The organism is Bradyrhizobium sp. 21 (assembly GCF_023073335.1).
Taxonomy (GTDB): domain Bacteria; phylum Pseudomonadota; class Alphaproteobacteria; order Rhizobiales; family Xanthobacteraceae; genus Bradyrhizobium.
The window spans coordinates 108,163-122,902 of sequence record NZ_JADPJG010000002.1 but is presented as its reverse complement, the minus strand read 5'-3'; the positions used below and the strand labels follow the sequence as shown (position 1 = coordinate 122,902).

11 protein-coding genes are annotated in these 14,740 nt (G+C 63.4%); 5 read left to right on the top strand and 6 right to left on the bottom strand.

The window, feature by feature from the left end:
• Positions 1–137: 137 nt before the first annotated feature.
• Entirely contained in the window at positions 138–2,129 is a 1,992-nt protein-coding gene (locus IVB31_RS00530; protein WP_247317330.1) for an AI-2E family transporter, read from the top strand.
• 211 nt (positions 2,130–2,340) lie between these two features.
• Entirely contained in the window at positions 2,341–3,606 is a 1,266-nt protein-coding gene (locus IVB31_RS00525) for an MFS transporter (RefSeq protein ID WP_247317328.1), read from the top strand.
• An 86-nt stretch (positions 3,607–3,692) separates the two neighbouring features.
• Here the strand turns inward: IVB31_RS00525 and IVB31_RS00520 are convergent, their stop codons facing one another.
• A complete protein-coding gene (locus tag IVB31_RS00520; RefSeq protein ID WP_247317324.1) occupies positions 3,693–4,517 on the bottom strand; it encodes an NAD(P)-dependent oxidoreductase in 825 nt (274 codons plus the stop codon).
• Positions 4,518–4,606: 89 nt separating this feature from the next.
• Here IVB31_RS00520 and IVB31_RS00515 point away from each other — a divergent pair, with 89 nt between their 5' ends.
• Positions 4,607–5,584 carry an SMP-30/gluconolactonase/LRE family protein gene (locus tag IVB31_RS00515; protein ID WP_247317321.1) on the top strand — a complete coding sequence of 326 codons (978 nt, stop codon included), beginning with the start codon at positions 4,607–4,609 and terminating at the stop codon, positions 5,582–5,584.
• Positions 5,585–5,766: 182 nt separating this feature from the next.
• Here the strand turns inward: IVB31_RS00515 and IVB31_RS00510 are convergent, their stop codons facing one another.
• Positions 5,767–7,197: an aldehyde dehydrogenase family protein gene (locus tag IVB31_RS00510; protein WP_247317318.1), complete on the bottom strand. Its 1,431-nt coding sequence runs from the start codon at positions 7,195–7,197 to the stop codon at positions 5,767–5,769.
• Positions 7,198–7,487: 290 nt separating this feature from the next.
• Positions 7,488–9,851, bottom strand: coding sequence for a transketolase (locus IVB31_RS00505; protein ID WP_247317316.1), 2,364 nt, complete (start codon positions 9,849–9,851; stop codon positions 7,488–7,490).
• Between the two features lie 135 nt (positions 9,852–9,986).
• On the opposite strand from IVB31_RS00505, the gene IVB31_RS00500 reads away from it, so the two are divergent.
• Positions 9,987–10,448 carry an Lrp/AsnC family transcriptional regulator gene (locus IVB31_RS00500; RefSeq protein ID WP_247317313.1) on the top strand — a complete coding sequence of 154 codons (462 nt, stop codon included), beginning with the start codon at positions 9,987–9,989 and terminating at the stop codon, positions 10,446–10,448.
• A gap of 88 nt (positions 10,449–10,536) precedes the next feature.
• Positions 10,537–11,451 carry a polyphosphate kinase 2 gene (gene ppk2, locus IVB31_RS00495; RefSeq protein ID WP_247317311.1) on the top strand — a complete coding sequence of 305 codons (915 nt, stop codon included), beginning with the start codon at positions 10,537–10,539 and terminating at the stop codon, positions 11,449–11,451.
• Between the two features lie 99 nt (positions 11,452–11,550).
• On the opposite strand, the gene IVB31_RS00490 is transcribed toward ppk2, so the two are convergent.
• The 3 genes from IVB31_RS00490 to IVB31_RS00480 form a co-directional block, all read right to left on the bottom strand.
• Positions 11,551–12,630, bottom strand: a complete 1,080-nt coding sequence (locus IVB31_RS00490) for a zinc-binding dehydrogenase (protein WP_247317309.1) — start codon at positions 12,628–12,630, stop codon at positions 11,551–11,553.
• 60 nt (positions 12,631–12,690) lie between these two features.
• Positions 12,691–13,632 carry a DMT family transporter gene (locus IVB31_RS00485; RefSeq protein ID WP_247319321.1) on the bottom strand — a complete coding sequence of 314 codons (942 nt, stop codon included), beginning with the start codon at positions 13,630–13,632 and terminating at the stop codon, positions 12,691–12,693.
• 185 nt (positions 13,633–13,817) lie between these two features.
• Positions 13,818–14,657 carry an aldo/keto reductase gene (locus IVB31_RS00480; protein WP_247317307.1) on the bottom strand — a complete coding sequence of 280 codons (840 nt, stop codon included), beginning with the start codon at positions 14,655–14,657 and terminating at the stop codon, positions 13,818–13,820.
• Positions 14,658–14,740 lie beyond the last annotated feature (83 nt).

The window sequence follows — 14,740 nt, the reverse complement described above, 5'->3', positions numbered from 1 at the left end:
CCATGGGCCGCCCTTCGGGGCGGCCTTTCGTTGCTGACGGCTAAACGGCACAGGGGCGCGTCTCATGTTCTTCCAACGCGATGCCGTGCCCGAGCGCGCTATATAAAATCATTCGCGACAACCGGCTGGGCGAGCAGATGACGCCTGTATCCAGACAACCGTTCAAAGCGCGCACGACCGACGAGCTTGTGGCGTTGCTCAGCACAGTGGCCACCGCCATCCTGGCTGTCATCATTGTCGCGATGCTCTACTTTGGCCGTGAAATCTTCGTGCCCGTCGCATTGGCGATTCTTCTCAGCTTCGTCTTGGCGCCGGCGGTCCTCATACTGCAGCGCATCCACGTGCCGCGCGGATTAGCAGTCGTGAGTGTGGCTCTGCTTGCGTTCGCATTCATTTTTGCAATGGGGAGCCTACTCGCGACGCAATTGACGCAGCTCGCAGGAGATCTCCCACGATATCAATCGACGATCAGCGAAAAAATACAGGCTTTTCGAGATACAAGAGCCGGTAGAGGCACGCTTGAACGTGCCTCCGATATGTTGAAAGATCTCAGCAAAGAGATCGATCGGCCGAAAGAGTCTGGATCCGCGCGCGGACCAAACTCGATGGTCGGTCCGAGCACCTCGGGATCGCCGGTCCCTGTTCCGGTCGAAGTACGCCTGCCCGATCCCGGTGCTCTGGAGAACCTGCGGACCTTGATCTCTCCGCTTGTTCACCCCCTCGCAACAACCGGCATCATCATCATCTTCGTGATCTTCATTCTGCTGCAACGTGAAGATCTCCGTAATCGGCTCATTCGTCTGGCCGGCTCCTACGACTTGCAGCGAACCACCGCGGCGCTGGACGACGCGGCGAGACGCCTTAGCCGGCTTTTCCTGACCCAGCTTATCTTGAACAGCGCATTCGGCGTCGTGATCGGGTTAGGCCTGTGGGTCATCGGCACGCCGAGCGCGATCGTGTGGGGCATTCTGGCGACGGTCCTTCGTTTCGTGCCCTATATCGGCGCGGTCATCGCGGCCGCATTCCCGCTTGCGCTAGCCGTCGCGGTCGATCCTGGCTGGACCATGCTGTTATGGACGCTCGCGCTCTTTCTCACCGTCGAGCCGATCGTGGGCCACGTCATCGAGCCGATGGTCTATGGTCATAGCACCGGGCTTTCTCCCGTTGCCGTGGTTGCGGCGGCCACGTTCTGGACCGCACTTTGGGGACCGATTGGCCTCGTCCTCGCCACGCCTTTGACGGTATGCCTTGTCGTACTCGGGCGCCATGTCGAACGCCTGGAGTTCCTTGACGTCATGTTCGGGGACCGCCCGGCCCTTTCTCCGCCCGAAATCTTCTACCAGCGCATGCTTGCGGGCGACCCGGCAGAAGCGGCCGAAAAGGCCGAGCAGTTCCTGAAGGAACGTTCTCTGGCCTCGTATTATGACGAGGTCGCCTTGAAGGGTTTGCAACTGGCGCAGATTGATGCCGCGCGCGGAGCCCTGGACCCTGAGCGTCTCACGAAAATTCGGGATGCAGTCAGAGAATTCTCGAGCGACGTTGCCGATCAAGACGACAGGCCGTCGGCGAGACTTCAATTGACCACCGATGCAGAAGCCTCGTCTGCATTGGAAAGCGTCGCCGAAAATGCCGCCGACGAATACCTGCCCGTTATCAGCAAGGAAGACCTGCCCTCCGATTGGCTCGGCGAGTATCCAGTCCTCTGCCTGGCTGGACGCAGTCTCATCGACGAAGCGGCTGCGATCATGTTTGCCCAGCTTTCGACCGCACATGGTCTCGCGGCAAGGGTCGAAGGCGCCGACTCGCTCTCAAGCACGAACGTTTTCCGGCTCGAGGCCACCGGCGTCGTAATCGTCGTCCTGGTCTATCTCGATTCGAGTGGACCCGCGCATATGCGCTACTCGGTTCGGCGCCTTCGGCGCAAGCTCCCGAAGGCAACCATTATCCTGGGCTGCTGGGTCAAAGACATCGATCCAGACGCGCTGGAAGTGTTGCGGGACAACGCCAAGGCCGATCTGGCAGCAGCGAGCCTGGGGCAGACTGTAAAGCTTTGCACAGAAGCTGCGGCCGCGGCGCAGCAGTCCATCGCGGCCTCTACGCAGGAAAAGTCCACCACCGCCGCCGCTTGAGACGTTTTCGGGGGCCTGCGACCGAAAAAGCGCCCGGCTGGCGGCTCTTGCCATCGTCCATACCGAGCCGATCCAACTTGCCGGGTCGGCGGCAGGCATTAAAACCGTTTTGTCAAGCCGTCGAAATTTGGTGGAGCCGAAACTAAATAGGGACCGGCGTCCGACGGCGCATCCGACGTCCACACCCCTCTTCCCTCCCGAATGAAATGCCATGACCGAACAAACCCTGACTGAGCCGATTGCTGAGCCGCTGTCCCGCGGCTTTTCGCGCTACCAGTCAATTCTCGTTGCGCTGCTGGCGATGGTCCAGTTCACCATCATCATCGACTTCATGATCATGTCGCCGCTCGGCGCCATCATCATGCCGGCGCTCGATATTTCAGCCGCCCAGTTCGGGGTGGCGGTTTCGGCCTACGCATTCAGCGCGGGCATTTCCGGAATCCTGGCGGCCGGCTTCGCCGACCAGTTCGATCGCAAATGGCTGCTGTTGTTTTTCTATGTCGGCTTTACCCTGGGAACGGCGCTTTGCGCGATGGCGCCCAACTATCATGTGCTGCTGCTCGGGCGGATCGTGACCGGCTTGTTCGGCGGCGTGATCGGCTCCGTCGTGCTCGCCATCGTGACCGATCTCTTTGCGCTGCAATTGCGCGGTCGCGTCATGGGCTTCGTGCAGACCGCCTTCGCCGCAAGCCAGGTGCTGGGTATCCCGGCCGGTCTTTTTCTCTCCAACCATTGGAGCTGGCACGTCGCGTTCGGCGCGTTGGTCGGCCTGTCGGTCATCGGGATGGTCGCCGTGCTGTTCCTGATGAAACCGGTGAACGGCCATCTGCTGCTGAAGCAGGATAGAAACCCGTTCCGGCACCTCATCGCAACGGTGGCACAGCCACGCTATTGGATGGCATTCGCGGTGACGACGCTGCTGGCGACCGGCGGCTACATGCTGATGCCGTTCGGCAGCGCCTACACGGTGCACAACCTCGGCATCGATATCGTTCACCTACCGACGATCTATCTCGTCTCCGGCCTGTTCAGCATCGTCATCGGCCCCTTGGTCGGACGCGCGAGCGATGCTTTCGGCAAATACCCCGTTTTTGCCTTCGGCAGCGCCATGTCCATCGTCATGGTGCTGATCTACACGCATCTCGGTCAGGTGAGTTTGACGGTTGCGATCCTGGTCAACGTCCTGATGTTCGTCGGCATCTTCTCACGCATGATCCCGTCGCAGGCGTTGATTTCGTCAATCCCGGAGCCGTCGCAACGCGGCTCCTTCAGTGCGGTCGGCGCCTCCTTGCAACAACTCTCCGGCGGGCTCGGCTCCGTGCTCGCCGCAGCCCTCATCGCACAGGATGCCGACGGCACGCTCCGGCATTTCGACCGGCTTGGATACGTCGTCGTGACGACGGCGGTAATGTCCCTGGTCCTGATGTATTTCGTGCAGAGGCCCATCGCGGCAAAAGCTGGCAAGCGCGTGGTTTAAGGCAGCGGTTTTCCCCTCTCCCGTAAGAACGGGGCGAGGGAGTCCGCCTGCGTGCGGGGGCGCAGCTCGATCTATCCCGACAACAGCTACCGCTTGGTCCAGTCGATGATGCGACTTGCATCGCCATCGAACTCCAGGCTGGCGAACGAGCCGCCCTGATAGTGCTCTGCAATCGGATCGGGCTTGAGCTTGGCCTGCTCGGCCATCGCGTGCGTCACGTGATCCTCGGAGCGACCCGTGGGGCGGTAGCCGAACTCGTAGGCGCGGTGATTGTCCCACCAGGCGCGCTCATTCAGGGACACGCCGTAGAACACCTCGAAATGAATGTCGGGATGCTCGAGCCCGATCTGGCAGAGCTGCACCAGGTCTTCCGGCTTCAGCCACATCGAGATGCGGCGATGGTCGAGCGGCCGCTCGTCGCAATTGCCGATGCGGATGCAGGTCACCTTCAGCCCGTGCTTGTCGGCATAGAGCGCGCCCACGGCTTCGCCGAACACCTTGCTGACGCCGTAGCGGCCGTCGGGGCGCACGGTGACGTCGGTGCCGATCTTGTGGTGGCGCGGGTAGAAGCCGACCACGTGATTGGACGAGGCGAACACCACGCGCTTGACGCCCTTGCGGTACGCCGCCTCGAACAGATTGTAGCCGCCGATGATGTTGGCCTGGAGAATATCGTCCCAGGGGCCCTCGACGGAGTACCCGCCGAAATGGATGATGCCATCGACGCCCTCGCAGAGCGCCTCACACTGCGCGAGGTCGGCCAGATCCGCCGCCTTGAACTGCTCGTCCGCCCCGAGATCCTTGGGCGGGCGGATGTCAGAGAGCAGCAGGTCCGGATAAATCGGCGGCAGCAGTTTGCGCAAGCGCGTTCCGATCCCGCCCGAAGCTCCCGTCATCAAAATACGCGGCATGTCTTCCCTCGCCGTTGGTGACCAATTTGCCGTCACGTGTCTCTAATGATAGCAGGATTGTCCAGAGGGAACGAAACGAGAGAACCGACATGAATGAGGCATCGTCTCACACCCAGGAGCGGTCGGGCTGGCGGCCGGCGAGCTACTATCCTGATCCGGCCATTCACGCCCTCGATCCCCGCTTCGAAAAATACTGGTTGAAATTGTCCGCCGTGGAGCGGCTGGCGACCGGGCTGCGCTGGGCGGAGGGTCCGGTGTGGTTCGGTGACGGGCGCTATCTCCTGTGCAGTGACATCCCCAACCAGCGCATTATCAAGTGGGAGGAGGAGACCGGCGCTGTCAGCGTGTTCCGAAAGCCCTCGAACTTCGCCAATGGCAACACGCGCGACCGTCAGGGCCGGCTCGTCACCTGCGAGCATGGCGGCCGACGCGTGACCCGCACCGAATATGACGGCACCATCACGGTGCTGATGGATTCGTTTGGCGGCAAGCGGCTGAACTCGCCCAACGACGTCGTCGTCAAATCCGACGGCGCGGTCTGGTTCACCGATCCCACCTTCGGCCTGCTCGGCAATTACGAGGGCTACAAGGCCGAGCCCGAGATCGAGCCGAATGTCTACCGGCTCGATCCCGCGACCGGCAAGGCCACCATCGTCGCCGAAGGCGTGCTCGGGCCGAACGGCCTGTGCTTTTCGCCGGACGAGAAAATCCTCTATGTCGTGGAATCCCGCGGGGTGCCAAACCGAAAAATCCTCGCCTATGACGTTTCGGCCGACGGCGCCACGATCTCCAACAAGCGCGTCTTCATCGATGCAGGTCCTGGCACGCCCGACGGCATGCGCTGCGACATCGACGGCAATCTCTGGTGCGGCTGGGGCATGGGCGACCCCGAGCTCGACGGCGTCGTGGTGTTCGCGCCCGACGGCGTCATGATCGGCCGCATCGCGCTGCCGGAACGCTGCGCCAATCTCTGCTTCGGCGGCGTCCAACGCAACCGCCTGTTCATGGCGGCGAGCCAGTCGATCTATGCGCTGTATGTGAATACGCAGGGCGCGGTTGGGGGATAGCGCTTTCGCTGTGACGATCTCGTAGGGTGGGTTAGCCGAAGGCGTAACCCACCAATGCCCGCTTCGCCGGAGAGAGAAGTGGTGGATTACGCTTCGCTAATCCACCCTACGAAAGTCAGCAAAAACAAAAAACGCCGGAGCGGTTTCCCACTCCGGCGTCATGTTCGTTCAGGCGCTAAAACTTATGCCGCGTTGAAGCCGGCGACGGCCTTCACTTCGAGGAAGTCCTCGAGGCCGTACTTGCCCCACTCGCGGCCGTTGCCCGACTGCTTGTAGCCGCCGAACGGCGCGCTGCGATCGTTGGGCACGCCCTGGAGATTGACGTTGCCGGCACGGATTTGGCGGCCGACGCGCTTGGCGTCCTCGACCGAGGCACCCGAGACATAGCCGGCAAGCCCGTAGGGCGTGTCGTTGGCGATGTGCACGGCCTCGGCTTCGTCCTTGGCACCGATGATGGTCAGCACCGGTCCGAAGATCTCTTCGCGGGCGATCGTCATGTCAGGGGTGACGTCGGCGAAGATGGTCGGACGAACGTAGAAGCCCTTGTTGACGCCTTCGGGCAGGCCCGGGCCGCCGGCGACGAGCGTTGCGCCCTCGTCGATGCCCTTCTTGATCAGGCCCTGGATCTTGTCCCACTGGCCGCGGTTGACGACCGGACCAATGGTGGTGCCTTCGGCGCGGGGATCGCCCGCCTTGGTCTTGTCGGCGACGGCCTTGGCGATCGCGGCGACGTCCTTCATCTTCGACAGCGGCACGATCATGCGCGAGGGCGCATTGCAGGACTGGCCGGAGTTGTTGAACATGTGCATCACGCCGCCGGTCACCGCCTTCTGCAAATCGGCGCCTTCGAGGATGACGTTCGGCGACTTGCCGCCGAGCTCCTGGCTGACGCGCTTCACGGTCGGAGCCGCGCGCTTGGCCACGTCGATGCCGGCGCGGGTCGAGCCGGTGAACGAGATCATGTCGATGTCGGGGTGCTCGCTCATGGCGGCGCCGACCTCGGGACCAAGACCGTTGACGAGGTTGAACACGCCCTTCGGCACGCCGGCTTCATGGAGGATTTCCGCGAAGATCAGCGCCGAGGTCGGGGTGAACTCCGACGGCTTCAGGATCATGGTGCAGCCGGCAGCGAGCGCGGGCGCGACCTTGCAGGCGATCTGGTTGAGCGGCCAGTTCCAGGGCGTGATCATGCCGACCACGCCGACCGGCTCGCGCAGCACCATGGCGGTGCCGACCGGTTCCTCGAAATGGTAGTTCTTGAGCACGTCGAGCGTGGTCATGAGATGGCCGAGGCCGGCGCCGGCCTGGAGCTTTTCGGCCATCGGCAGCGGCGCGCCCATCTCGTCGGAGACGGCGGCGCCGATCTCCTTGAGGCGGCCCTTGTAGATCTCGATCACTTTCGTAAGCAGCGCCACGCGCTCGTCACGGCTGGTCTGGGAGAACGTCACGAACGCGCGCTTGGCGGCGGCAACGGCCTTGTCGACGTCAGCCTTGGAGCCCAGCGCAACCTCGTACATCGCCTCTTCCGTCGCCGGATTGACGACAGCGGTGGACTTCTTGACGGCGGGATCGACCCAGGCGCCGTCGATGTAGAATTGCAAGCGATTGACCATTGTGAACCTCTTCTTGGGCTTGGAGGGGGCGTTTCGGCAGGCATCCTTGCACGAAAGCGCCGGCAATTGAACCCGCCATATGCGGGGCCAGCGTTGCGGCGGACGGGCGGAATATGGGACTTGGTTTGAACCGGGGCAAGCGCCGTGGGTCCCGGCTCAGCGTCGCGTCATTTCATGCCGCGCCGCGTCCGGGACACGAGATTGCACCGAGCCGGATCATCCGGACGCAGCGCAGCGCTACTTCAGCGGTGCGCTGCAGAGCCGGGGCCCACGCGACCCGGTTACGTCCACTACACCGCCATCTTCCGATGCAGCACCGGCGCTCCAGTGGTGAGGCTTTCGGCCGCATCGATGATGGCGTTGGCGTCGATGCCGTGGTGACGGTAGAGATCAGCGATCGTGCCGGTCTGGCCGAACTGCTCGACGCCGAGCGCCTCGACGCGATGGCCGCGGACACTGCCGAGCCAGCCGAGCGCGGCCGGATGGCCGTCGATCACGGTCACGATGCCGCAGTCGCGCGGCAACGGCGCCAGCAGTTTTTCAATGTGGCTGAGGTGCTGCACGCCTCTCCGATCACGGCGCAATGTCCGTGCGGCGGTCCAGCCCGCATGCAGGCGATCCGCCGAGGTGATCGCGAGCAGGCCGATGTCGCGACGACTCTCACCAATGAAGCCGGTGGCTTCGATCGCTTCCGGCGCGACGGCGCCGGTATAGGCAATCACGAGTTCGGCATTGGGGCCCGGCTTGCGCAGCCAGTAAGCGCCCTCGGTGATGCCCTGCTGCAGTTCCGGCGACATGATGCGCTGCGCCTGCTCGATGCTGCGCGTCGACAGGCGCAGATAGACGGAACCGCCCTCGCCCGGATCCCGCTGCATGTGGTTGAATCCCCAACCCATGATCACGGCGAGCTCGTCGACGAAGGCGGGCTCGAACGAGGCGAGGCCATCCTGCGCCATGCCGATCAGCGGCGTCGCGATCGACTGGTGCGCGCCGCCTTCGGGCGCAAGCGTGATACCTGACGGCGTCGCCGCCACCATGAAGCGCGCATCCTGGTAGCAGGCATAGTTCAGCGCATCGAGGCCGCGCTCGATGAAAGGATCGTAGAGCGTGCCGACCGGCAACAGCCGCTCGCCATTGATCTGGTGCGACAGACCGAGTGCCGAGAGCATGATGAATAAATTCATCTCGGCGATGCCGAGCTCGAGATGTTGACCCTTGGGCGAGAAGTCCCAATTGAATGTGGACGGAATTTTCTCGCTGCGGAATAAGTCCGCTTTCTCGCCGCGCGCGAACAGGCCGCGCCGGTTGACCCACGGGCCGAGATTGGTCGAGACGGTGACGTCTGGCGACGTCGTCACGATGCGCCTGGCCAATTCGCTGTCGCCCCGCGCGATCTCGTTCAGCACCAACCCGAAACCCTGCTGCGTCGACATCTGCGTCGCCGGCTTGAACGCAAGCTGCGCCGGCACCTCGACGACGGGGGCGGTCAGCCGGCGGCCATCCTGGTTGAACGGCACGCGCGCGAGGAAGGCGTCGAGCTCGGCGGCGCCTTGCGCGAGGCCCTCGTATCTGTCCCATTCGTGGCCGGGACGGATATTCTGGCTCTCGCGATATTTCTCCATCTGCGCGACCGTCATCAGGCCGGCATGGTTGTCCTTGTGGCCCTGGAACGGCAGGCCGACGCCCTTGATGGTGTAGGCGATGAAGCAGACCGGGCGATCGTGGTCGATGGACTCGAACGCCTCCAGCACGCTCGCCATGTCGTGGCCGCCGAGATTCGACATCAGAGCCAGCAGCTCGTCGTCGCTGCGCTTGTCGATCAGTTTCGTGATGGGCCCCTGATCTCCGATCTCGTCATGCAGATATTTGCGGAACGCAGCGCCGCCCTGGAAGCACAGCGCGGCGTAGAGCGCGTTCGGGCAATTGTCGATCCAGCGCTTCAGCGCCTCGCCGCCGGACTCGGCAAAGGCCTCGCGCATCAGGCGGCCGTATTTCACGATCACCACGTCCCAGCCGAAATTGCGGAACATGGTCTCGAACTTCTCCCAGAGACCTTCACGCACGACAGCGTCGAGCGACTGGCGGTTGTAGTCGACCACCCACCAGGTGTTGCGGAGGCCGTGCTTCCAGCCCTCCGCGAGCGCCTCGAAGATGTTGCCCTCATCCATCTCGGCATCGCCGACCAGCGCGATCATCCGCCCTTCGCGGCGATCCTTCATCCAGCCATGCGCCTTGACGTAGTCCTGCACCAGCGAGGCGAACAGCGTCTGCGCGACGCCGAGGCCGACCGAGCCGGTCGAGAAATCGACGTCGTCGACGTCCTTGGTGCGCGAGGGATAGGACTGCGCGCCCTTGAACCCGCGGAAATTCTCCAGCTTCTCGCGGGTTTGCCGGCCGAACAGATATTGGATGGCGTGGAACACCGGGCTCGCATGCGGCTTCACCGCGACGCGATCCTCAGGTTTCAGCACATGGAAATACAGCGCCGACATGATGGTGGCGAGCGAGGCCGACGAGGCCTGGTGGCCGCCGACCTTCAGGCCGTCCGAATTGGAGCGGATGTGGTTGGCGTGATGAATGGTCCAGGACGACAGCCACAAGGCCTTGCGGGCCAGCGCGGACAGGGTTTCGAGACGAGCGGAATCAACGGGCATGGCAATGCTCCCGGAAAACAGGTCACGCGATGATACGCCTGCGGGAGGCACCAGATTTCTCAATTTTTCGCGTCATACCCGCAGATATTGGGATATCATTCCAATAAATACGCCAAAACTACAGGTATCATCCCAATGACCGCGCTCGACACCATCGACCGAAAAATCCTCGCGTTGCTCCAGAACGACAGCCGGCTGACCATGCAGGAGCTCGCCGACAAGGTCGGGCTCTCGGTCTCGCCCTGCCACCGCCGCGTCAAGCTATTGGAAGAGCGCGGCGTGATCTCGCGCTACATCGCGACCGTGGACCAGAAGGCGCTGGGGCTGCATGTCAGCGTCTTCATCTCTATCAAGCTGGCGCGGCAGAAGGAGGAGGATCTCAACCGCTTTGCCCGCGCGATCTCGAAATGGGACGAGGTGCTGGAGTGTTATCTGATGACCGGCAACCGCGACTATCTGCTTCGCGTGGTCGCCGCCGATCTCGCCTCCTACGAGACTTTCCTCAAGACCAAGCTGACCCGGCTCGACGGCATCGCCTCGATCGAGTCGAGCTTTGCGCTCAGCCAGGTGAAATATTCGATCGCGCTGCCGGTGTGACAGCCTATCGAGCCACCGCTGTCACATGCGTGCAACAAACCCCGCTGATGGTCGTGGATCACGCGTATCCAAGCCGAGAGAAGAGCCCATGACCGACCGCACCTCCCAAACCGCCAAGCGCGAGCGCATCCTCCGGGAGATGGCCGATGATCTCGACGAGGAGCTGGAGATGGAGCTCGACGACGCCCGTCTCGATGAGCTTCTGGACGAGACCGGCACGCTCACTCCGACGGTGGATCGCAGGCTCTATTTCAGGGAATTGCTCCGGCTCCAGGGCGAGCTTGTCAAGCTCCAGGACTGGGTGCAGAGCGAGAAGAAGAAGGTCGTCGTGCTGTTCGAAGGCCGCGATTCCGCAGGCAAGGGCGGCGTGATCAAGCGCATCACCCAGCGCCTCAATCCCCGCATCTGCCGTGTCGCGGCCCTGCCGGCGCCGAGCGAGCGCGAGCGCACGCAATGGTACTTTCAGCGTTACGTGTCGCATCTGCCCGCGGGCGGCGAGATCGTGCTGTTCGACCGCAGCTGGTACAACCGCGCCGGCGTCGAGCGCGTGATGGGCTTCTGCACCGACGAGCAGTACCAGGAATTCTTCCAGTCGGTGCCGGAATTCGAGCGGATGCTGATCCGCTCGGGCACCATCCTGATCAAGTACTGGTTCTCGATCACCGACGACACGCAGCAGTTCCGCTTCACCATGCGCATCCGCGATCCGCTGAAGCAGTGGAAGCTGAGCCCGATGGACGTCGAGGCGCGCAGCCGCTGGGAGGCGTACACCAAGGCCAAGGAGACGATGCTGGAGCATACGCACCTGCCGGACTCGCCGTGGTGGATCGTCGATGCCGTGGACAAGAAGCGCGCGCGTCTCAACTGCATCTCGCACCTCCTGAGCCAGATGCCGTACCAGGAGGTTGCCCGCGCGCCGGTGGTGCTGCCGCCGCGCGTCCGCAATCCCGATTATCACCGCGGCCCGATTCCGCCGGAGATGTACGTGCCGTCGAAGTATTGACCAGAGGCCTCGTAGGGTGGGTTAGCGAAGCGTAACCCACCGCTTTTATTGCCGCATAAGAGGTGGGTTACGCCCGCGGCTAACCCACCCTACCAGCCGTCACCGCCACGGCTGCACGATGATCTTGGTGTGGGCTTCAGGGCTGGCGAGATCGGCGAAGGCTTTTGCGACGCCGTCGATACCGACTTCCGCCGTCACCATGGACGCGGCATCCACCTGCCCTTCCGCGATCAGGCGCAGCGATGCCGCGAATTCGTCCGGTGTGTAGCCGAGCACATATTGAACGTTGAGCTCCTTCATGATGCCGAGCATGGGTTCGCTTCTGTCGCTCTCCATGCAGACGCCGACCACGACGATCCTCGCATCGCGCGGCGCACCCTCGAACACCTGCTGCAACAGGCCGGGCACGCCGACGCATTCGAAGATGATCGCGGGCTTCAGTGCCGGGAGCATGGCCTGGAGCGGCGGCCGCGCCGCTTTCTCCGCGTCCGACATCTGCGCGTGCTCGGCCCAGGTCGCATAGGGCTGCGACACCTTGGGATCGACGACGATGTCGGCGCCGAGCCTGGCGGCAAGCGCGCGCCGCGCCGGTGAATAGTCGGCGGCGACGATCGGGTGCAGGCCCCTGATCCTGAGCGCGGCGATCACCGCGAGCCCGACCGGGCCGCAGCCGATCACCAGCGGCACCTCGCCGCCGCGAATATTGGCCTTGGCCACGGCGTGAACACCGACCGCGAGCGGCTCGGTGAGCGCGGCATGCTCCGGCGCGAGACCATTGGGCACCTCGAGCAGCAAAGCTTCGCTCAGCAGCATCGCCTCGGCATAGCCGCCAATATTGTCGTTGGAATAGCCGATGCCCTCGATACCCTCAGGCGTCACCAGGGCCGGCAGCGAGCATACGCGCGTGCCCGGCTTGAACTTGCGCGCGGTGCCGGGACCGTAGTCGACGACCTCGCAGCAGAATTCATGGCCGAACACGACGTCGCGGGTGAGATCCATCGGCTTGCGCCCGGTCTTCCGCGCCATCTCCACCATGCGGTGAGCGTGTTGGCGCGCATGCAGATCGGAGCCGCAGATGCCGCAGGCAAGCGTCTTGACCAGCACCTGGCCGGAGCCCGGCTTCGGCTCAGCCATCCGGTCGACGACAATCTCTCCGTTCCTGAAAATCGCAGCGCGCATCCGGCTCCTCCCGCTTCGTCGGGGCCGTTGATAGCACGAAGCCGGGTTCGGGATATTGCGTCAGGCGTTCGGCGAACGTTCTTCGAGCACCAGGAGCTGGGTGCGGCGCACGCGCTCGCGATGGGCGATGTAGAGACCGCTGGCGACGATGAAGGCCGCGCCGGTGATGGTCCAGACGTCGGGCAATTCGCCGAAGATGAAGAAGCCCAAAATGCTGACCCACAGCAATTGCGTGTAGGAGAACGGCGCCAGCACCGAGGCATCGCCATAGCGATAGGCCAGCACGACGATCCATTGCCCCGCGGTGGAGGCGACGCCGATGAAGATGCCGAGCGCAATCGCGCTCCAGGACGGCGTGACCCAGACGAACGGGACGATCGCGGTGAGGATCACGAGGCCCGTGAGCGATGAATAGGCCATGGTCGTGATGACCGCCTCGCGGCCGCTCATCATGCGCGTCAGGATCAGCGTGCCGGCCCAGCACGCCGCCGAGACGACCGGGAAGAACGCGGCCGCATGAAACGCGTTGGTGCCGGGGCGCAGGATGATCAGCACGCCGACGAGCCCGAGCGCGGTGGCGAACCAGCGGCGCAAGCCGACCTTCTCGCCGAGGAAGACGATCGACAGCGCGGTGACGAACAGCGGTGCGACGAAGCCGGTCGCCGAAGCCTCCGCAATCGGCAGGAAGCCAAGTCCGGTGATGAAGAACAGCGAGGAGCCAAGCAGCGCCGCGCCGCGCATCACGTGCGTGCCGAGCCGTTTGGTGCGCATCGCATAGAGCGGCGAGCCCGGCAGCATCGCCGGCACCATGATCAGGGCGAAGGTGAGAAAGCGGATCCAGGTAATCTCGATCGAGGGCAGACTCGTCGACAAATATTTCGCGGTGACGTCGGAACAGCCGAGGAACACGGTCGACAGCAGGATCAGCGCGATGCCTTTGAAGGGATGATCGACGCGCGCAGGCGCGCGGCGGGCCTCCTGCTTCTTCTCCGGCACGGGCATGGGAATACTGTCGAGCCTTGCGGCTACGGCGGGCGGCGGGGTCACGGCTAAACCTGGGAAATGCGAATCGGGAACGGTCGTAAAAAACGACAATTGCGCCGCTTTCACAACTTCCGAAAACAGGATGCCGATATGCGCTCACGTCCGCGCGCGTCAAGACTCCATTAATAATAGGCTTTTGTGCGCTACAGCATGGGCAGGCCGTGCGGCTTCGGACCTCGCGGAAACGCCGCGTCGAGCGCGGCAATCTCTTCTCTCGTCAGCTCAAGATCGCCAGCGGCCGCATTTTCGCCGGCATGTTCCGCCGACGAAGCCTTCGGGATCGCAAACACCGTAGTCGCACGGGTGAGGAAACTCAGCGCGACCTGACGCGGCGTCACGAGCCGTGCTTCTGCGATGCGCGCAAGCACGGCGCCGCCCTTGCTGTTGCTCGTCGGGAAATCGTCGTGGCCGAACGGCGAATAGGCGACCACAGAGACGCCATGCCGTTCGCACCACGGAACCACCGCATGCTCGATCGCACGCTCCTTGAGATGATAGAGCACCTGATTGCAGGCGATGCGGTCTTCGCCGGCAACGTCGAGAATTTCATCGAGATCGTCGGCATCGAAACTGGAGACGCCCCAGGATTTGATCTTGCCGGCCTTCACTAGATCCTCGAACGCGGCGACGGTGTCCTCCAGCGGATACGAGCCGCGCCAATGCAGCAGGTAGCAGTCGAGCCGATCGGTCTTCAGCCGCTTCAGCGAGCGCTCGCAGGCGGTGATGGTTCCTCGCCGCGAAGCGTTGCTCGGCAGCACCTTTGAGACCAGAAACACCTCGTCGCGACGGCCCGCGATCGCATCGGCAATGACGAGCTCGGCATCGCCATACATCTCGGCGGTGTCGATGTGGGTCATGCCGAGATCGAGCCCGCGCTGAAGCGCCGCGATCGCGCGTTTGCGGTCGCCGTGGTCGAGATACCAGGTGCCCTGCCCGATGACGGAAACGTTGGTGCTGGTTTTGCCGAAGGGTTTGGTCTTCATGTCTGCTCCGATCTCCAGACGTCGTCCTGGCGAAAGCCAGGACCCATTACCACAAGCAGATGTTGCCGCGGTAGATGGTGGCC